Annotated in this window: 16 protein-coding genes; 9 read left to right on the top strand and 7 right to left on the bottom strand. The window is 41.2% G+C overall.

Annotation, left to right across the window (positions count from 1 at the left end; all coding sequences use genetic code 11):
• The first annotated feature begins 90 nt into the window (after nucleotides 1-90).
• Nucleotides 91-939, top strand: a complete 849-nt coding sequence (locus tag AC3IRX_RS00210; RefSeq protein ID WP_489210477.1) for an SAM hydrolase/SAM-dependent halogenase family protein — start codon at nucleotides 91-93, stop codon at nucleotides 937-939.
• 59 nt (nucleotides 940-998) lie between these two features.
• The gene (locus AC3IRX_RS00205; RefSeq protein ID WP_489210476.1) at nucleotides 999-1,577 is read left to right on the top strand and encodes a CopD family protein; all 579 of its coding nucleotides are present in this window, start codon (nucleotides 999-1,001) and stop codon (nucleotides 1,575-1,577) included.
• 3 nt (nucleotides 1,578-1,580) lie between these two features.
• On the opposite strand, the gene AC3IRX_RS00200 is transcribed toward AC3IRX_RS00205, so the two are convergent.
• Complete coding sequence (locus tag AC3IRX_RS00200; RefSeq protein ID WP_489210474.1) at nucleotides 1,581-2,009, bottom strand: DUF4268 domain-containing protein; 429 nt, start codon at nucleotides 2,007-2,009, stop codon at nucleotides 1,581-1,583.
• A gap of 100 nt (nucleotides 2,010-2,109) precedes the next feature.
• On the opposite strand from AC3IRX_RS00200, the gene AC3IRX_RS00195 reads away from it, so the two are divergent.
• The 5 genes from AC3IRX_RS00195 (at nucleotide 2,110) to AC3IRX_RS00175 (ending at nucleotide 7,138) form a co-directional block, all read left to right on the top strand.
• Nucleotides 2,110-2,553 carry an RrF2 family transcriptional regulator gene (locus AC3IRX_RS00195; RefSeq protein WP_489210472.1) on the top strand — a complete coding sequence of 148 codons (444 nt, stop codon included), beginning with the start codon at nucleotides 2,110-2,112 and terminating at the stop codon, nucleotides 2,551-2,553.
• Nucleotides 2,554-2,709: 156 nt separating this feature from the next.
• Nucleotides 2,710-3,402 (top strand): phosphoadenylyl-sulfate reductase, encoded by a 693-nt coding sequence (locus AC3IRX_RS00190; protein WP_489210470.1) that lies wholly within the window; start codon nucleotides 2,710-2,712, stop codon nucleotides 3,400-3,402.
• Between the two features lie 16 nt (nucleotides 3,403-3,418).
• Nucleotides 3,419-4,327: a sulfate adenylyltransferase subunit CysD gene (gene cysD / locus AC3IRX_RS00185; RefSeq protein ID WP_459084217.1), complete on the top strand. Its 909-nt coding sequence runs from the start codon at nucleotides 3,419-3,421 to the stop codon at nucleotides 4,325-4,327.
• A 34-nt stretch (nucleotides 4,328-4,361) separates the two neighbouring features.
• Complete coding sequence (locus AC3IRX_RS00180) at nucleotides 4,362-5,603, top strand: sulfate adenylyltransferase subunit 1 (RefSeq protein WP_489210468.1); 1,242 nt, start codon at nucleotides 4,362-4,364, stop codon at nucleotides 5,601-5,603.
• An 8-nt stretch (nucleotides 5,604-5,611) separates the two neighbouring features.
• On the top strand, nucleotides 5,612-7,138 hold the full coding sequence (locus tag AC3IRX_RS00175; protein WP_489210466.1) for a sulfite exporter TauE/SafE family protein: 1,527 nt from the start codon (nucleotides 5,612-5,614) through the stop codon (nucleotides 7,136-7,138).
• A gap of 55 nt (nucleotides 7,139-7,193) precedes the next feature.
• On the opposite strand, the gene AC3IRX_RS00170 is transcribed toward AC3IRX_RS00175, so the two are convergent.
• The 4 genes from AC3IRX_RS00170 to AC3IRX_RS00155 all read right to left on the bottom strand — a co-directional run bounded on the left by AC3IRX_RS00170 (nucleotide 7,194) and on the right by AC3IRX_RS00155 (nucleotide 13,943).
• Entirely contained in the window at nucleotides 7,194-8,387 is a 1,194-nt protein-coding gene (locus AC3IRX_RS00170; RefSeq protein ID WP_489210464.1) for a glycine C-acetyltransferase, read from the bottom strand.
• Between the two features lie 227 nt (nucleotides 8,388-8,614).
• On the bottom strand, nucleotides 8,615-10,075 hold the full coding sequence (gene dacB, locus AC3IRX_RS00165; protein ID WP_489210462.1) for a D-alanyl-D-alanine carboxypeptidase/D-alanyl-D-alanine endopeptidase: 1,461 nt from the start codon (nucleotides 10,073-10,075) through the stop codon (nucleotides 8,615-8,617).
• Between the two features lie 148 nt (nucleotides 10,076-10,223).
• Nucleotides 10,224-12,671, bottom strand: coding sequence for a replication restart helicase PriA (priA, locus tag AC3IRX_RS00160; RefSeq protein WP_489210460.1), 2,448 nt, complete (start codon nucleotides 12,669-12,671; stop codon nucleotides 10,224-10,226).
• Nucleotides 12,672-12,776: 105 nt separating this feature from the next.
• Entirely contained in the window at nucleotides 12,777-13,943 is a 1,167-nt protein-coding gene (locus AC3IRX_RS00155; protein ID WP_489210458.1) for a proline dehydrogenase family protein, read from the bottom strand.
• Between the two features lie 96 nt (nucleotides 13,944-14,039).
• Between AC3IRX_RS00155 and aroB the strand changes: the two genes are divergently transcribed.
• Together aroB and AC3IRX_RS00145 are read left to right on the top strand one after the other, a co-directional pair.
• Entirely contained in the window at nucleotides 14,040-15,080 is a 1,041-nt protein-coding gene (gene aroB / locus AC3IRX_RS00150) for a 3-dehydroquinate synthase (RefSeq protein ID WP_489210456.1), read from the top strand.
• Nucleotides 15,081-15,227: 147 nt separating this feature from the next.
• The gene (locus tag AC3IRX_RS00145; RefSeq protein WP_459112656.1) at nucleotides 15,228-15,818 is read left to right on the top strand and encodes a porin family protein; all 591 of its coding nucleotides are present in this window, start codon (nucleotides 15,228-15,230) and stop codon (nucleotides 15,816-15,818) included.
• Nucleotides 15,819-15,914: 96 nt separating this feature from the next.
• Here the strand turns inward: AC3IRX_RS00145 and purF are convergent, their stop codons facing one another.
• Both purF and purC read right to left on the bottom strand, forming a co-directional pair.
• Nucleotides 15,915-17,408, bottom strand: a complete 1,494-nt coding sequence (gene purF / locus AC3IRX_RS00140) for an amidophosphoribosyltransferase (RefSeq protein ID WP_489210455.1) — start codon at nucleotides 17,406-17,408, stop codon at nucleotides 15,915-15,917.
• A gap of 41 nt (nucleotides 17,409-17,449) precedes the next feature.
• On the bottom strand, nucleotides 17,450-18,172 hold the full coding sequence (gene purC, locus AC3IRX_RS00135; protein ID WP_489210453.1) for a phosphoribosylaminoimidazolesuccinocarboxamide synthase: 723 nt from the start codon (nucleotides 18,170-18,172) through the stop codon (nucleotides 17,450-17,452).
• Between the last annotated feature and the right edge of the window lie 32 nt (nucleotides 18,173-18,204).

Below are 18,204 nucleotides of genomic sequence, written 5' to 3'. Positions count from 1 at the left end.
TTAAAATTAGCAAAAAAAAGCACACGAAAATAATTAGTTTTCCACAAAGTCTTATTTTTAGGTCCGCTTGAAATTTGCTATTTTTGCGCCATGCCTGTTATCACGCTCACCTCTGATTTTGGACTTGTCGATTACCGCGTTGCCGCACTAAAAGGAAGCATATTGAGTCAAAAACTCGATGCAATCATTATGGACATCTCGCACGAGATTGAAGCCTACAACCTTTTGCAAGCTGCCTACGTAGTTAGAAACGCGTACAAACATTTCCCCACCGGCAGTGTCCATGTGATCGCCGTGGACAGTTCTTATAGCAAGCATGTGCGAAGTGTTTTATACAAAGCGGACGGGCACTATTTTCTATGTGCGGACAATGGACTTCTGGATTTAATCTTTTTTGATATTAAACCGGACGGCGTCTACGAGGTGACCCTAAACAACCGATTTGACGACGATGTGCGCTCTATGGGCGTGGATATCTTTGTGCCTTCTGCCGTCCATTTGATTCAAGGCGGCGTCCCAGAAGTAATTGGACGAAAAATTAAAAACCCTAAATCCCTTTCTTTTGCTCGCGCCGTGCACAACGAAAGCGAAAAGATGATCATTGGTGAAGTTATGTACATCGACAACTTCGGGAATCTCGTCTCAAACATCCATAAAAAGTTTTTTGAAAAATTAAAGTCCAACCACCATAGTTACACCATCAAGTTTAGAAACCTCGCATTAACCTGCGTCTACAACAATCCTACTGAATTTGTAAGCGATTGGAAAAACGAACACGAATACCACGGCAAGGCTGTGGCTGTATTTAACGAAGCGGATCTTCTTGAACTCTGCATCTACAAAGGAAACAAGAGAAATGGCGCCAAAACTTTGTTTGGCCTCAATGTAGGCGAGAGTGTGTATGTAGAGTTTACGGACTCTGTGGGTGAATCGTTTTAAGCGAGCACCTTCATATTCATTTTTTCAATTAACTTTGCATATTAAACTAAGCCTAACTCATGCTCTATTTAATTCTGAAAGCGATTCATGTAATATTCATGGTTAGCTACTTTGCTGGCCTGTTCTACCTGGTTCGTCTCTTTGTTTATTACAAAGACACGGATGATTTCGAAGCTGATCGCAAAAAGGTGCTACGCGAACAATATCTTTTTATGGCCACAAGGCTTTGGAATCTTATTACAGTCCCTGCCTTTACCATCATGCTGCTGAGCGGACTTTCGCTTTTGTGCGTCCATTATCCAGAATTTCCTCTCCTACGAACCGACCCTTTTTCCTGGTTCTATATTAAAGCCTTTTTCCTCATTGGCCTTTTTGCTTACCATTATTGGTGCTATAAAAAGCTAAAAGAACTTCAATCCATCCATGGCGCAGATCTTTCTACCCCGAATTTAAAATTAAGGCAATTCAATGAAATTGGAACCTTTATTCTCTTTTTGGTCGTATTTACCGTCTTTCTAAAATCGGCAATCTTTGCCTATTGGTGGCAACTTCTACTCGGATTTGCAGTCCTTGTAATTTGCATAACTCTTACCGTAAAGCTAGTGAACAAAGGCAAGAAAAAGAGAGAGAGTAAGTAAGTCCTATACGTCTCGAATAAAATCTTCGTATTCGTAAAAGAAGATTTCTGCTTTCTCCATTTTGTCGTAGAAAAATTCGAATATAGTAGGCCAAGTGGACTTGTTGTAAATAGAAACTCCTTCTAATTCTACCCAAAAGCGAGAGAGAATTTTTCCATTTTCAATCTCAAGTTCAGCGCTTTTCTCGAGACTCCCCCAGGTTTCTTTCAATTGATCCTCTAAAGACCAGAGTTTGTTATAATATAACTCTTGAAGTTCGGGATCCTTCATTTCCAAATCAATCGACACCCTAGCCCTAGAAGGATCTGCATGGAATTTGAACGAAAAATCTTTGATCTTTGTGTGGTAAAGAATCCATTTGCGTGGAAATGATTTTCCAAAAGCAGTCCAGAATTCTTTTCTTAATTTTTGAGCTTCTTCTTTACTGAACATGAAAAGGTCTATTTTGGTCTCAAATCTAGGGATTTTTCTTTGGAATTTAGAGTCGAAGCGTTCATTTGAGAAGCTCAAAGATTTTGACTAATTTTGTTTCATGCTCTCTAAAAAATCACATTACGCCTTTAAAGCCCTCGGGTATCTCGTAGACCGTCATCAAAAGGGGCCTATTCTGATCTCTGAAATTGCACAAAACAAAAACATTCCTCTCAAATTTCTAGAAAATATACTTCTAGAATTAAGACGTGATGGAATTCTGGAGAGCAAAAAAGGAAAAGGTGGAGGCTATTTTTTAAACCTCGATCCTAAGGACGTTTCCTTAGCAAGAATCATTCGACTCATCAACGGTCCAATTGCCCTTATTCCCTGCGTAAGTTTAAATTTTTACGAAAAGTGTGCGAACTGTAGTGAACCCCACTGTGGTCTTCACGATGTATTTGTAGAAGTTCGAGATGCGACCTTAGCCGTGCTTGAGAAAAAATCACTCCTCGATCTTGCGGACCATGAAGTGAGTCCTACCCTTGAAATTCCCACCGCTTAAAACAGTCCGTCGCTAAGGATTTAATCTCAATTTGCGCGCCTTCTTTTCACGACTCCAATCTTGGCTGGTCACCCTTCCCTGCAACGTTATCTATTAGTCTACTAATTTTGTCGGTTTTTAATAATTAAGTACCTTTGCTGCGAAAACAACCTACCTATGTTAGAGCTAGAAACTATAAAAGAGATTGAACAGAGTTCCCTAGAAAAAGCCCTCGAGCGAGTATGTGAACTTTATCCCTCTGGTATTGTGTTCTCTACCTCACTTGGACAGGAAGACCAAGTTCTCACGGATGCCATTTTTAAAAACCAACTCCCTATTCAAGTCTTTACTCTTGATACGGGTCGATTGTTTTATGAACACTATGACCTTTTGGCCCAAAACAGAGCCAAATACAAGACCGACACAAATCTTTTTTTTCCGGATGCAAAGGAAGTGGAACAATACGTTGAACAAAAAGGAATTAACGGGTTCTACCAATCGGTAGAAAACCGAAAATTGTGCTGTGAAATCCGGAAGGTAAAGCCCTTAAACCGGGCCCTAGAAGGAGCCAAAGTATGGATTACAGGGCTACGTTCAGAGCAATCTGACAATCGGGAAAACATGCCCATGATTGAATGGGACTCCCATCGAAACCTCTACAAATTCAATCCTTTAATCCATTGGAGCTATCAAGACGTACTTGATTACATCGAGAAGCATAAAGTCCAAGAACTACCCTTACACAAACAAGGCTACATCAGTGTAGGTTGCAAACCTTGCACGAGAGCTATTGAACCCGGAGAAAACCCACGCGCCGGTCGTTGGTGGTGGGAAGACTCCCATAAAGAATGCGGACTGCATTCAAACTAATTCTAAAGATTACTATATGAATCCATACCGCTTAGATTATCTAGAGCAACTTGAAGCTGAAAGCATTTACATCATGCGTGAAGTAGCGGCCCAATTCGACAAACCCGCCCTTCTATTTAGTGGAGGAAAAGATTCCATTACGATGGTACACTTGGCTCAAAAAGCCTTTGCACCCATGAACATTCCTTTTCCACTCGTTCACATTGATACGGGTCACAACTTTAAAGAAGCCCTAGACTTTCGAGATAAACTTGCGAAGGAAATAGGGGCAACCCTTATTGTTCGTCAAGTGGAAGATACCATTCGGGAAAAGAACCTCACCGAACCCAAAGGAAAATTTGCCTCAAGAAACTGGCTTCAAACCCATACTCTTTTGGACACGATTGAAGAATTTGAATTTGACGCTTGCCTAGGGGGAGCCCGTCGTGATGAAGAAAAAGCAAGAGCAAAAGAAAGGTTTTTCTCCGTGCGTGATGAATTTGGACAGTGGGATCCAAAACTCCAAAGACCTGAACTTTGGAATATCTACAACGGGAAAATCCACAAGGGAGAAAACGTCAGAGTCTTTCCTATTTCCAATTGGACTGAATTAGACGTTTGGAATTACATTAAGAAGGAAAACATTCAATTGCCCCCTATTTACTTTGCACACGATCGGGAAGTCTTAGAGCACGAGGGACAACTCATCGCTGTTTCGGACTTCATTCAAATCGATCCAGAGGACAAAATTTCAACCAAACGGGTTCGTTATAGAACCGTGGGGGACATGACCTGTACAGCGGCCGTCGAAAGCAATGCAAGCACGCTGGACGAAGTGGTGACAGAAATCACGGCCTCGCGAATTTCAGAGCGTGGCGAAACTCGCATTGACGACAGAGCCACAGAAGCGGCTATGGAAGACAGAAAAAAAGGAGGATACTTTTAAGGGTAGACTTTAAACCTAAAGCAAGAGAAAACAAATGGACCTATTACGATTTATAACAGCCGGAAGTGTTGACGATGGAAAAAGCACCTTAATTGGTCGCCTGCTTTACGACAGCAAAAGTATCCTAGTGGACCAACTAGAAGCGCTGGAAAAACAATCCAAAAACAAAAATAAAGACGGAATCGATTTAGCGATTCTAACCGACGGACTTCGTGCAGAAAGAGAACAAGGCATTACAATTGACGTAGCCTACCGCTACTTTAATACAAGCCGTAGAAAATTTATTATAGCCGATGCACCTGGGCATGTTCAATACACGAGAAACCTAATTACAGGAGCCTCCAATTCACAGCTCATGGTTATCCTCGTGGATGCTCGTCACGGAGTGATCGAGCAAACCCGACGTCATTCCATAATCGCATCGCTGCTTCAAATGCCGCACGTTGTTGTAGCGGTGAACAAAATGGATTTGGTGGATTATTCTGAGGAAAAATATGAGCAAATAAAATCGGACTATGAGAAGGTAGCCCAAAGCCTCGGACTCTCCAATGTAAAATACTTCCCTATTTCAGCCTTTACAGGAGCCAACATAGTGGAATCCTCTGTAGAAATGCCATGGTACACGGAGGGACCCCTTCTTTCTTATCTGGAAACGCTTGAAATTCGAGAAAGCAAGGAATCCGAAAACAGTCGTTTCCAAGTTCAGTATGTAATCCGACCTCAAACGAAGGAACTTCATGATTACCGAGGGTTCGCGGGCCAAGTGATTTCCGGTTCCTACTCGAAAGGCGATCGCATTGTAATCCTTCCTCAGGAAATCTCCACGACGATCTCGAAAATTGAAACTGCAGGCTCAGAAGTAGAAACCATTTATGCTTCTCAACCTTGTGTTATTCACTTAGCAGAGGACATTGATGTTTCTCGGGGCGATTCTTTCGTTTTAGAAAGCCAGGAAGTGAAGATGGAAAACGAGTTAGAAGCGCTGGTATGCTGGCTAGATAACAAACCCTTGCAACAGGGAAATAAATACTTCCTTCAACACAAAAGCCGCGTCGTAAAAGCAGTTGTGAAGGAAATCACCGAGATTATTGACGTGAATACACTAGAGCGTCATAGCCTAGATGGTCCGGTGAAATTAAACGAAGTGGTTCGAGTAAAGCTGAAAACAGCCTCTCCGCTCGTCTTCGATAGTTTTGAAGAAAACAGTCAAACGGGAAGTGCCATTTTAGTGGACCAAACCAGCAACAGTACCGTAGGGGCTGTTATGATTCGATAAAACACAGAATGGAAAATCCGCACAACCCTTTGGACCAAACCCTCTTTTTGAATGCAGAAAGTTGGGCTATGGTACTTGTGGGAAGCGGACCGCATAGCCTTCAGTTGATTCGAGAGAATTTTCGATCTTCCTCTCCAAGAGCAATCGAACTCTACGATTTGGAATTTAGCAAAGAGCTCGTGGTACTTAGCGATAAGCATCCCGAGCTTTCATTATTCAATAAAACCATTGAATCCCAAGATTTAAAGGACCGAACCTTAGTCATTTTAAGTCCGAAAGCGGAATTTTTAGAAGAAGAACTCCTTGAGTGGATCCAAAATCGAAAAATTTTGATCCACGTTATGGGAAAACCTTCGAGCAGTGACTTTTCGTTTGCGGATTTACTTCAAACCGATCAGCTCTCCATGGGCATTAAGCTTGGAGAATTTGCTCCCGAGGTACAGCATCGAATTCGTCGCATCATCAAAGAAAGTTTGCCGCAAGACATCGATCCTTTTATTGAAAGGTTAAAATTTGCGCACAAACATCCGTTGATGAACATCTCGGACGAACTCCAACATTTAGATAAGCTTACCCAAGATTATCTGACTCAAAAACAGAAGTCTACCCTGCGAGATTCCGAGTTTGACAACCTCTCCAAGGTCGTCAAAGCGGTAAGGAGACGTGCAAATATATACCTTGGAATCATTGGATTCATTGTTCTTTTAGGCCTGTTTTCCTACATTCTAGTCGAATTCAAACTCTTTCCTGATATCGGTAATTTTTTGAGTCAGGACCACCATATTTTTTACAAAATGCTCTTGGTGGGCTTCATTGCCGAAATTGTCGCAGGAAGTATGGGCATGGGCTATGGGGTACTTTGTACCACCATTCTTTTAATGCTAAATGTGGCACCGCCTGTGGTCAGTGCCAGTATTCACTCCGCCGAAACCTTCACCTCAGCAGCGGGCAGCATAAGCCATTTCAAGCTCAAAAATGTAAACAAGAAATTAGTAAAAGCACTTGCCCTTCCGGCCATCCTGGGCGCTATTATTGGAGCGCTCGCTTTAAGTTTTTTTGGAGAACAATATGCTCATATTGTAAAGCCTATAATTTCTGTGTATACTCTTTATCTTGGAATCAATATCCTAAGAAATGCTTTCAAACGTAAAAAAGAACACAAGCGAAAAGCGAAAACGGACACCAACCTTGGTTTTTTAGGACTCGTCGGCGGATTCATTGATTCCTTTGCAGGAGGCGGATGGGGTCCCTTAGTGACCGGTACATTAATGAAAGACGGAAGAACTCCTCGCTATGTCGTGGGAAGTTCCACCGTAAGTAAATTTATCCTGACCCTAACTAGCGCCATCACATTCTTTATTACCCTCGGGATTCAGCATTGGAACATTGTCTTGGGACTGCTTCTAGGAGGGATTATTACAGCACCTTTCTCTGCAATGCTCACCGCAAAACTACCTGTTAAAAAAATGTTCGTCGTCATTGGAATATTGGTCATTCTGATGAGTAGTATTTCAATAGTTAGGGCCTTTCTCTAAGAAAGGCCCTACTCTAAATTTCTCATCTGAGAAACGATATCTTATTGTGACCGAATTAAATCACGTTTAGTTTTTTTCCTACTTTTTCAAAGGCCGCAATTGCTTTATCCAGCTGTTCTCTTGTATGGGCTGCTGAGAGTTGCACTCTAATTCTCGCTTTTCCTTTAGGGACTACAGGATAAAAGAATCCGATGACGTAAATCCCTTCTTCCATCATCTCTTCTGCCATTTTCTGCGCTAGAGGAGCATCGTATAACATCACAGGAACGATGGCTGCATCTCCCTGCGGAATATCAAATCCTCTTTGAACCATTTGCTCCCTAAAATAAGAAGCATTGTCCATCACTTTGTCTCGAAGGGAAGTATCGTCAGAAATTAAATCTAATACTTTAATGGCTGCCCCTACAATGCCCGGGGCAAGAGAGTTCGAGAAAAGATAAGGGCGTGAACGCTGTCTTAGCATCTCAATAATTTCTTTTTTTCCAGAGGTAAATCCTCCGAGTGCGCCACCTAGGGCTTTCCCTAAAGTCGAAGTGATTATATCGACACGACCCATCACCTCACTCGCTTCATGCGTACCTCTTCCTGTTTTTCCAATGAATCCAGTCGCATGAGAATCGTCAACCATCACGAGCGCATTGTATTTATCCGCAAGATCACACACCCCTTTTAAGTCGGCTACAATTCCGTCCATGGAAAAAACTCCATCGGTTACAATAATTTTGAATCGGTGATCCTTTTTGTTGGCTTCAATTAATTGCGCTTCCAAATCCTCCATGTTATTGTTTTTATAACGGTAGCGCGCAGACTTACAAAGTCTTACTCCATCAATAATCGAAGCGTGGTTTAGCTCATCTGAAATAATAGCATCCTCCGCCGTGAAAAGCGGTTCAAACACTCCCCCATTTGCGTCAAAACAAGCCGCATAGAGAATGGTATCTTCCATTCCCAAAAATGCTGAAATTTTCTCCTCCAGGGTTTTATGAATATCTTGAGTACCACAAATAAATCGAACAGAAGACATCCCATACCCACGGTGGTCTACCATTTCTTGTGAAGCCTTCATCACTCTGGGATCGTTTGCAAGCCCTAAGTAATTGTTCGCACAAAAATTTAATAACGTTTTTTGATTGGCCACAATCTCAGAGGATTGTTGGGATTCAATAATACGCTCTGTTTTGTAAAGACCGTCGTCTTTAATCGTTTGAAGCTCCTTTTGGAGATTGGCAAGAAATTCAGTGGAAATCATAGTTGATATTGGTTTAATGAAAGGCTAAATTACGAAAAAAAAATGCGGGGTAGTATATCGAAAAAGCACCCAATGAAAAACGAGAACGTAGATTTTCAGAGTTCCATTAGCAGCAAATGAAAAATCTCACTAAAATCCCGCCTTGAAAATTGAAAAACGGCTGTAAAGCCTTTCTTTACAACCGTTTTCTATGTTTTAATTTTGGACCGTATCCATCAAAATGGACGTTATAGCGCGACCACGGGATCAAGAAGTTCTTCCATCTTGGCTTTCACCTGACTCACCGAACCGCTATAGTTATTAATTAAGAGTGAAAATGTAAGGGTTTTCCCTGAAGTGGTTTTGACATATCCAGCCAGAGTCTTGACCTTATTTAAAGTCCCTGTCTTAGCGAAAATATGCCCATGACCGGCACCATAGAACATTTTTTTAAGGGTTCCGGTTTGCCCAGCAATCGGCAAGGACTCAAAAAAGCTTTGGTAGTATGGCTCGGACATTTCGTCGGCTAAGAAAAGCGCTTGGGAGATTGGAGTAACGCGATGGTTACGCGAAAGCCCACTTCCGTCCATATAGATTAAAGCCGAAGTATCAAATCCTTTTTCATCTAAATGCTTCACAACCACTTCTCTGCCTGAGGCTAAATTCTGGCTTCCCATTTTCTGGAACCCTACCATTCGCAATAGAGATTCGGCTAGTGCATTGTCGCTTCTTTGATTGGTGTCGTACACAATGTCTTTTAAACTAGGAGATTGGTAGGTCATAACCAGTTTCCGGTTTTCGGGATCCTTGTCGATCGGCTTTGGAATTACTTTTCCTGAAATCGAAATCCCCTTTTTGATCATATTGGTTCTCAGTGTATTTCCTAAATAATGAGGTACGTCAGGAAGCGTGGTATGTACGGGTTTTCCGTCAAATTCATCGGCAAACACAAGTTTGTCTTGGTAAGGAGAAATATAAAAATATTGCTTTTGCTGCTCAAAAGGATTTTTCTTTGAAATGGTTAATTTCTCTTTTCTAGGGTCTATATTTTGAGTAGAACCCACAGGTAAGTAATAGTTATTGTGCTCCATCCAAACTACATTTGCGGGCAAGGATCTAAGTTGATTTGACTTAAATACAGCATTTTGCAAAATAAGATTCCCCTCAATCTTCTTAATTCCTAAATCGGACAATGCGGCGATATACTCATTAATTAGACTCCCATAAGAAAGGGCACCTGCTTTACCTGTACCTAGTGAAGGATCCGCACTTCCGACAATGTATAAATCCCCCGTAAGGACACCCTCAGAATTAATCTCTCCAGAATACTCTAATTGAGTGCTCCATTTAAAATCAGGACCCAGAAGGGAAAGGGCCGTATCGGTCGTTAAAAGCTTGGTGGTAGAGGCGGGAATGAGAGCCTCCCCTTCGTTGTAGGCGCTAACAATCTTTTTAGTGGAAGGATCGTACAAAACAAAACCCCAATTCGCATTTCTAAGAACGGGATCATCAAGGAGTTTGTCTATTGAGTTGTTTACGAGATGTTTTGCACTAAGAGACCAAAGGTCGGCTTTATTTTCGAGGGATGCCCCACCTGAGTGGTTTTCCTCGAATTGCGACAAATCAGACGGCATACCTCCCATTTGCGCAAAGGACAGCGGCGCAAGTGCAAGCATCATTGCCGCTGCTAAATTTTTTACTCTAATCATTAAAATCTAATTTTCACATGAGTGGTTAAAAGACCTAGAGCTCTAAAAACGAGATCTCTATGTTTTAACCAACGTCCAAAAATAGAAATTATAATTGAAAACCAAAGGTTTACCCTCATTAAATAAGGATAAATAGTGTTAAAAAATGTTAAAAATCAACGATGATTTCCTTCTTGATTGATTTATACCCGCTGACCTCATCAAATTCCTCTAGACTCTTACGGATCAAATCTTTGTAGGTTTGGTACTTCGCACCTCGGGGCAATTTAAGCAGAAGTTGATGCTGATACAATAAATTAATCCTGGCAATAGGTGATTTTTCAGGGCCTAAAACGCAATCCAGTGGAAGGTATTTCCTCAAAATAGATCCTAAAAATTGGGCTGCCCGACCCACCTTATCTTCTTTGCGATGCTTTAATTCGATTAGTACGGTTTTTACAAAGGGAGGGTATTGAAATTTGCGTCGCTCATTCAAAAAATGATCATATAACTCCTCCGTATCTTGGTTTTCAATCAAATCGAAAACCACATGATCGGGATTAAAGGTTTGAATCAGCACAAGCCCTTTGCCTGAGACGCGTCCCGCGCGTCCTGCAATTTGAGTAATCAGTTGGTAGGCCCTTTCTTCAGCCCGGTAGTCCTGTGTGTACAAAAGATGGTCGGCGCGCGGTATGACGACAAGCTCAATATGATCGAAATCCAGGCCTTTTGAAATCATTTGCGTACCCACGACAATGTCGGTTTCCCGGTTTTCTATTCGTTCGTAGAGTTGTTCATAGGCAAATTTACGACGCATCGAATCCACATCCATACGCTCAACTTGATACTGCGGAAAGAGCTTTACGATCTGTTCATAGAGCTGCTCCACTCCCACTCCTTTTGTATTCAATTTTGGTGACTGACAGCGGGGACAACTCTTTGGTTTGGCCGCCTTATGTCCACAGTAATGGCATTTGAGTTCGTTTGAAAACTTATGATAAGTCATGATCACATCGCAATTGCTACAATAGCTTACATGCCCACAACTTTCACACTCCAGCACTTTGGCATATCCTCTTCTGTTGTGAAGCACTAAGATTTGATCGCTAGCTTCCAAAGTCTGGCTCATTTCCACAAGAGTATTCTCGGCAAAATCACCCGAAACGGCCTTGGAATCCATCGCCTCTTTATAGTCTAAGAGTTTATATTTAGGCATTTCAACGCCTTTATAACGCTCTTTTAAAGTGACGAGCTCTAGCTTCCCTGTTCGGGTTAAATAAAAACTTTCTACGGAGGGCGTGGCTGAACCCAGCAAAACATTTGCGCCATAAATCTGCCCCAACTTTAGGCTTGCTTCCCGCGCACTGAAATAAGGTTGCACTCCTTTCGGACGGTAGGCCTGGTCGTGTTCCTCGTCTACAATAATTAAACCTAGCGATTCGAAAGGAAGAAAAAGCGAGGCCCTTGTCCCGATTAGCAATCGGATTGTCCCGTCACTAACCCTTTTCCACACCTCGACTTTCTCAAAATCAGAAAGTTTGGAATGGTAATACCCAAGTGCGGAGCCAAATTTCACTTCAAGACGGTGAATAATTTGCTTGGTCAGGGAAATTTCAGGCAGTAAATACAGAGCAAACTTTCCCTGTTCGAGCGTCTGGGCAATCCTCTCCATATACAAATGGGTCTTTCCTGATCCGGTGACCCCATGAAGGAGGACATTGGATCCTTTCGAAAATGCATTTTCTATCGCATCTAGAGCATAGGTCTGTTCTAAACTAAGGGATTCCATTTCCTGTAAATCACCTTCAAAACGCTCAATACGGTCTTTCTCTAAGAGATATTGATGAACAATTCCTTTGTCAATTAACCCTTTGAGCTGTACTTGTCCAAATTCTTGACTTTGCATTAACACCGACTTTCGAATTAAACCCTCTGGGGCTTCGGTCTGTTTTTCTGCCAGAGTTAGAAAAAGTGCTTGTTGCTTTTTCGAGCGTTTTAATTCGACCAAAGTCTGAGTAAACTTTTCCCCCTGCAAATAGAGGGGATCCAATTTCACGTACAAGACTTCCTTTGCCTTGTACTTTTCCGCAATTCTCTCGTCAATCTCAATGTACCTGAGTTCAATTAGACTATGAATTGTCTTTACGATCTCTTTTTTGGGGATAAAAGCTTCAATTTCAGAAAAATTGATAAGCTGTCGTACTTCTAAGGCCTGAATGAGATACATTTCATTTGAATCCAGATTTTCAAAATCGATTTTGACCTCAGGTGTAAGTTTCACATAGGTTTCACTCTCTAGCTTTAGAGAGCCCGGAAAAGCAAAGCGATAAATCTCCCCTAAATTGCCGAGATAATACGAGCTTAAAAAGTCCCAAAATGCGAGCTGCTGCTCAGGTAAAATAGGGTTATCATCTAAAAGACTTATCACCTCTTTCACCACGGCCAATTCTGGAGATTCTACATTCACCTCATGGACAATGGCTGTGTAAATTTTCTTTCCTCCAAACGGCACCAGTACGCGCTGCCCCGGTTTTACTAAACCTGACAATGCGGCGGGAATCCTATAAGTGAAGGTTCCCGGTAAATTCAGAGGCAAAATAACTTTTACAAATTCCAATCCATCCTATTTTAGTACAAGTTCAAAAGTAAGGGAAATTTAATTTAAAAAGCCGCCTAGATTTAAACATCAAAACGGCTTTAGTTTTTCTTTTCTACGATTAGGTTAAGATTTCCGTCTCTTAAGCTCGCGGTCTATTAGTCCTAATTCACGTCCGGTTTGCCCTTTGACAGAAGTATTTTCTTGTGCTCGACGAGTTAGGTACGGAACCACATCACGAACCGGTCCGTAGGGTAAGTATTTTGAAGCATTGTATTTATTCTCCCCTAGGTAGTAGGTAATATTGTCGCTCATCCCGTAGAGTTGGCCAAAGAAAATATTTGGATGAGAGTTTTCCAGACCTTTTTCTTTCATTTTATCCATGATGAGCTCGGTTGATTTTTCATTGTGCGTCCCAAAATAACCCGAAACACGATCTAAGTGATTCACCACAAAATCGATCGCTGCATTGTAATTATCGTCCGTCGCTTTCTTATTAGGCTGAATAGGATCCGCAAGTCCTAGGGCCGCCGCCCGCTCTCTTTCTTTTTCCATATAGGCCCCTCTCACAAATTTATAGCCAAGGTAGTATCCTTTTTCGCTCGCTCTTTGCAAGTCTTTATCTAAAAACTCGAGTCTGCCGGTACGGTACATTTGGACCGTGTTCCATACAATCGCTTTCTCTTTATTATATCGGGCCATCATTTCGGCTACTAGTTCGTCTACGGTATCTTGCATCTGCGTTTCTTCTGCATCTACCATTAACACGACCTGTTTCTCGTAGGCTAAGGCGCATACTTCTTCATACCGCTGTTTTACTTTATCCCATTCTTTGATCTCGCTGCTCGTTAAGACTCCACCCGCTTGCACAGTACTGTAGAGTTCGAGACGACCAAATCCTGTGGGTTTAAACACCACAAAAGGGATGGCTGGGTTGCCCTGAGCAAACTTAATGTTTTGCTTGATTTCCTCGCAGGTATGATCAAATGTACGTTCATCTTCCTTGCCTTCAATGGCATAATCAAATATACTCCCAATGTGATGCGTATACATTTGATTGACTACTTGTAGACTTTTTTCGCGTGTTTCTCCCCCTGCGAACTGTTCAAAAAGCGTGTTTTTGACCACGGATTCTACAAATGGGAATTCATTTTTAATTGTGAAATTTAAAACATTGATTCCTAAATTTGTAAGTGTGGGGTTTTCAATAGCTTTAAACATCCAGTACGCTTTCTTCAATTGAGCACTAGATTTGTCCTGAAAGGCAATTTTTGTATCGTTAAATGGGGACATAATGGTAAAAGATAATTAAGTGCTCAAATTTAATAATTGTTTAGCGAACAATCAGATGAAAAAAGTCATATTTGTACATTTGTAAAAATAAATTTCATGATACGATTTCTAGACCAGGACTTCACGACCTTAAATGACTGGATTGAGGACTTATCCCCGAGCCAACTCCTTATTCTAGTGGACCAAAATACCCATCACCATTGTCTACCGACCCTTTTGGGAAATCTAAGGACTGAAATTCCTTTTGAAATCATTGAAATAGAAGCGGGAGAAGAATTGAAAAACCTAGATTCAGCACTCCAATTGTGGGAAATTTTAGCTGAGTTTCATACGGACCGCAAGGCCCTACTAATTAATTTAGGAGGGGGTGTCATTAGTGATTTAGGAGGCTTTGTGGCTTCCACCTACAAGCGAGGAATTCCATTTATACATATCCCTACTACCCTACTCTCCATGTGCGATGCGTCCATCGGTGGGAAAACCGGTATTGATTTTCAATTTTATAAAAACTTAATTGGCACTTTCGAATTTCCAAAGGCTATTTTTGTCTACCCTGAATTTCTTGAAACCTTGCCTGAGGAGCAAATCTTAAGTGGGCTTGCAGAAATGCTTAAGCACGGTTTAATCTTAGATTCCAAGCACTGGGAGGACCTCACCACTCTCTCGCAGTACAATGCGAAATCCCTAGCTCCTCTAATCCAGAGATCCATGGAATTAAAACAGTCCGTGGTAGAGAAGGACTTTAAAGAGCAGAATCTTCGCAAAGCACTCAACTTTGGTCATACGGTAGGACATGCTATTGAGAGTCTTTACCTTAAATCAGGAATGGAAGTTACCCACGGTCACTGTGTAGCCATCGGAATGGTAATTGAGACTGAGCTATCGCTTGCACGAGGCATCTTAGACTCGTCTCAGGCTCACTCCATTCAGCAAAAGATCCTTTCCCTCTATCCTCTTTTACCCATTGAATCCTTTTCGAACGAATCGCTCCTTGAAATTATGCGTCATGACAAAAAGAACGAAGTTTTGGAAGATATTAACTTCACACTTCTTTGCGAAATTGGCAATTCTTTGGTGAATCAAAGGGTGAGTGATTCCGAAATACTCTTGGTTTTGGATACGTATCGAGCTCTGTAATCAAATGAAAAACCAAACAGTTATTTAAATTTATCTCATTAATAATCAACTATATATAATATTTTGTAGAATAATTTCGAGCTTTATCCACGGTTTTTGGCATGCAAATTGCCACTCACTTTGAAGTAAAATTTAAAATTAGAAAATATGAAAAAGTTATTATTAGGTGCTGCCCTTGCAGTAAGTTCATTAACGTTTGCTCAACAATTTGGAGTGAAAGCGGGTGTAAATGTTTCCAACATTTCTGATGACAACGATGTACAGACCAATTCAAAAACTGGGTATTATGCAGGTGTATTTATGAATGCTCCGATTGCAGAAGACTTTAGTATTCAACCTGAGGTTCTTTACAACAGTGTAGGTTCAAAATACGACTACGGAAATGCTTCCAGTACTTTAACTTTAGATTACATTACAGTACCTGTTATGTTCCAATATAACGTAGTTCCTCAGTTCTACTTAGAAGCAGGTCCTGAATTTGGTTTCCTTGTAGGAGCAAAATCAAAAGTTGAATCAGGTAGCTTTGAAGGATCTTCAGATCTAAACAAAGACAACTTCAACTCATTTAACTTTGGTGTTGGACTTGGTGCTGGATTTAACATCACAAACAACATTGGAATTAATGCTCGTTACGTAGCAGGATTCACAGATGCAACGGACGAAAGCAATCAAGATTTCGGATCGGATGCTGACAACAAAAATAACGTCTTCCAAGCAGGGGTTACTTTTAAATTCTAAATTGAATTAGAAACAATCAATCTTTTTATAAGAAAAGGCTCTCTTCGTATTGAAGAGAGCCTTTTCATTAGATTTAAAGTAAAACTTGGCTGAATCTTAATCAAACAGTTCTACTTGTTCTCCTTTAGCCACTGGGTATTTTTCTGTAAAACACCCAAAGCAATGCTTATCGGATCCTAGGATCACTTTTAAATTGTCGATGCTTAAGAACTCTAACGAGTCCACTCCTAAGTAATCTCTCAATTCTTCTACGCTCATATTTGCCGAAATTAAATCGTCTTTCGAAGGCGTGTCAATCCCTAAGTAGCAAGGCGCAATGATAGGAGGCGAAACACTACGGAAGTGAATTTCTTTTACGCCGGCTTCTTTCAAAATCTTCACAAGGCGCTTTGAGGTTGTTCCCCGGACAATCGAATCGTCGATAATAACCACTCGCTTGCCTTCAATTTCGCTTTTGATAGGATTGAGTTTTAAATTTACAATCCTCTCCCTCATGTCTTGCGTGGGGATGATAAAGCTTCTTCCTACATAGCGATTCTTGATGAGAACAGGGCGAAAAGGAATTCCAGAAACTTTGGAAAAACCAATGGCCGCCGGAACTCCAGAATCTGGAACACCTATGACAATATCAGCCTCCACAGGGGCTTGTTCCCAAATTTTCTCTCCTGATTTTTCACGAATCTCATGGACATTAATCCCTTCTAAGGTGGAATCAGGACGTGCGAAATAAATGTACTCAAAAGAGCATAACTTTCTCTCGCAATCTTTTCTCACCATATAGGATTGCAATCCCTTCTCGTGATCGCTCGTGTAAACAATTTCACCAGGTAAGATATCTCGCACATATTGAGCGCCTACGGCATCGAGAGCAGCGGTTTCAGAGGCTGCAACGAAGGTCTTTTCATCAATAGCTCCTAAGACCAACGGGCGGATTCCGTGAAAATCTCGGAACGCAAAGAATTTATTTCTTGTAATTCCTACCACAGAATAGGCTCCTTCAATTTTTTCCATGGTCGATTTAATAGCCCCGCGAAGGCCTAAATCTAAATTCTTTTGAATTAATCTTAAAATCACTTCCGAATCGGAAGTTGCTTTAAAGACCACACCCTCCGCTTCGAGCTCCTTTTTAAGTTCTCTGGCATTGGTTAGATTTCCGTTGTGTGCAATCGAGAGAATGATTTGGTCGTATTCATTCTTCGCAAAAAAGGGTTGGAAATTGAATTTCTTTTTGTCTCCAGCGGTCGTGTAACGGGTATGCCCTATTACACCATTGCCCATAAAAGTTTCCGGATTGCGAATTTCTTTGTAAACATCTAAAACAAGACCTTCGTCTTTAATGTTGACAATCTTTCCATCGTTCATCACCGAAATCCCACAAGCTTCTTGTCCACGGTGTTGCAAGGCAAAGAGTCCGAATTGCGATAAGGAAAAAGTATCCGTATTTTCTTCGGAATACAGTGCAAAGATCCCACACTCTTCGCTAGGTGCATCGAGGCGCTCCTCACTTTGGCTACGCAAAAGGTTACGTCCGTAACTTCTGGTTTTAAATTGCTCTAAATAGGCTTTTCGGTGGTTGTTTAAATTTTTCATTTGACTTTCTCTAACTTTAGACTTTCGTCTTTTGGTTGTCCTTATTTTTCAAGCGCAGCTTGAAGGCGCTCGTAAATTTCTACATACGCTTCTGTAACCTCTCCAAGATCTCTTCTAAATCTATCTTTGTCGAGTTTTTTCATCGTATCTTTATCCCACAAACGGCAGGTATCCGGCGAAATTTCATCCGCCAAAATAATTTTTCCGTCGGAAGTTTTTCCAAGTTCGATTTTAAAATCGACGAGGATAATGTTCATACGCTCAAACAATGCTACCAAATGCTCGTTTATTTCTGCAGTGAGCTTGTACATTTGATCTAATTCTTCTCTTGTGGCAGCTCCTAAAAAGATCGCGTGGTAGTCATTAATTAGGGGATCTCCCAATTCGTCTTTCTTGTAACAAATATCAAAGATCGTGACGGGTGATTTAATCCCTTCTTCTACGCCTAACCTCTGGGCCATACTTCCTGCGGAATAGTTTCTAACCACCATCTCAAGAGGAATAATCGTTACTTTTCTCACGAGTTGTTCGCGCTCATCAAGTTGTTTGATAAAATGCGTTTCTACCCCTTTCTCTTTTAAGTATTCAAAAATGAGGGTGGTAATCGCATTGTTCAATTCTCCTTTTCGATCAAACGAACCTCTTTTTTGTGCATTAAAGGCTGTGGCATCGTCTTTGAAACGCACAATGACTTCTTCTGGATTTTCCGTTAAAAAAATCTGCTTTGCTTTGCCCTCGTAGAGCATCTCTCCTTTTACGTTCATACTTTTTACATTTGCTTTTCCTTGTCAAGGAA

The organism is Epilithonimonas sp. KH_059 (genome assembly GCF_057838485.1).
Note: the sequence above shows the minus strand (reverse complement) of the source record. Positions and strands in the feature narration are given on the sequence as shown.

Bases quoted from the DNA above. Each gene is read 5' to 3' on its own strand.
- purC (WP_489210453.1), bottom strand. From the start codon at position 18,172: ATGAACGTAAAAGGAGAGATGCTCTACGAGGGCAAAGCAAAGCAGATT.
- AC3IRX_RS00205 (WP_489210476.1), top strand. From the start codon at position 999: ATGCTCTATTTAATTCTGAAAGCGATTCATGTAATATTCATGGTTAGC.
- dacB (WP_489210462.1), bottom strand. From the start codon at position 10,075: ATGATTAGAGTAAAAAATTTAGCAGCGGCAATGATGCTTGCACTTGCG.
- AC3IRX_RS00155 (WP_489210458.1), bottom strand. From the start codon at position 13,943: ATGTCCCCATTTAACGATACAAAAATTGCCTTTCAGGACAAATCTAGT.
- AC3IRX_RS00195 (WP_489210472.1), top strand. From the start codon at position 2,110: ATGCTCTCTAAAAAATCACATTACGCCTTTAAAGCCCTCGGGTATCTC.
- AC3IRX_RS00210 (WP_489210477.1), top strand. From the start codon at position 91: ATGCCTGTTATCACGCTCACCTCTGATTTTGGACTTGTCGATTACCGC.
- AC3IRX_RS00180 (WP_489210468.1), top strand. From the start codon at position 4,362: ATGGACCTATTACGATTTATAACAGCCGGAAGTGTTGACGATGGAAAA.
- AC3IRX_RS00175 (WP_489210466.1), top strand. From the start codon at position 5,612: ATGGAAAATCCGCACAACCCTTTGGACCAAACCCTCTTTTTGAATGCA.
- AC3IRX_RS00145 (WP_459112656.1), top strand. From the start codon at position 15,228: ATGAAAAAGTTATTATTAGGTGCTGCCCTTGCAGTAAGTTCATTAACG.
- cysD (WP_459084217.1), top strand. From the start codon at position 3,419: ATGAATCCATACCGCTTAGATTATCTAGAGCAACTTGAAGCTGAAAGC.
- aroB (WP_489210456.1), top strand. From the start codon at position 14,040: ATGATACGATTTCTAGACCAGGACTTCACGACCTTAAATGACTGGATT.
- AC3IRX_RS00190 (WP_489210470.1), top strand. From the start codon at position 2,710: ATGTTAGAGCTAGAAACTATAAAAGAGATTGAACAGAGTTCCCTAGAA.
- AC3IRX_RS00200 (WP_489210474.1), bottom strand. From the start codon at position 2,009: ATGTTCAGTAAAGAAGAAGCTCAAAAATTAAGAAAAGAATTCTGGACT.
- AC3IRX_RS00170 (WP_489210464.1), bottom strand. From the start codon at position 8,387: ATGATTTCCACTGAATTTCTTGCCAATCTCCAAAAGGAGCTTCAAACG.
- purF (WP_489210455.1), bottom strand. From the start codon at position 17,408: ATGAAAAATTTAAACAACCACCGAAAAGCCTATTTAGAGCAATTTAAA.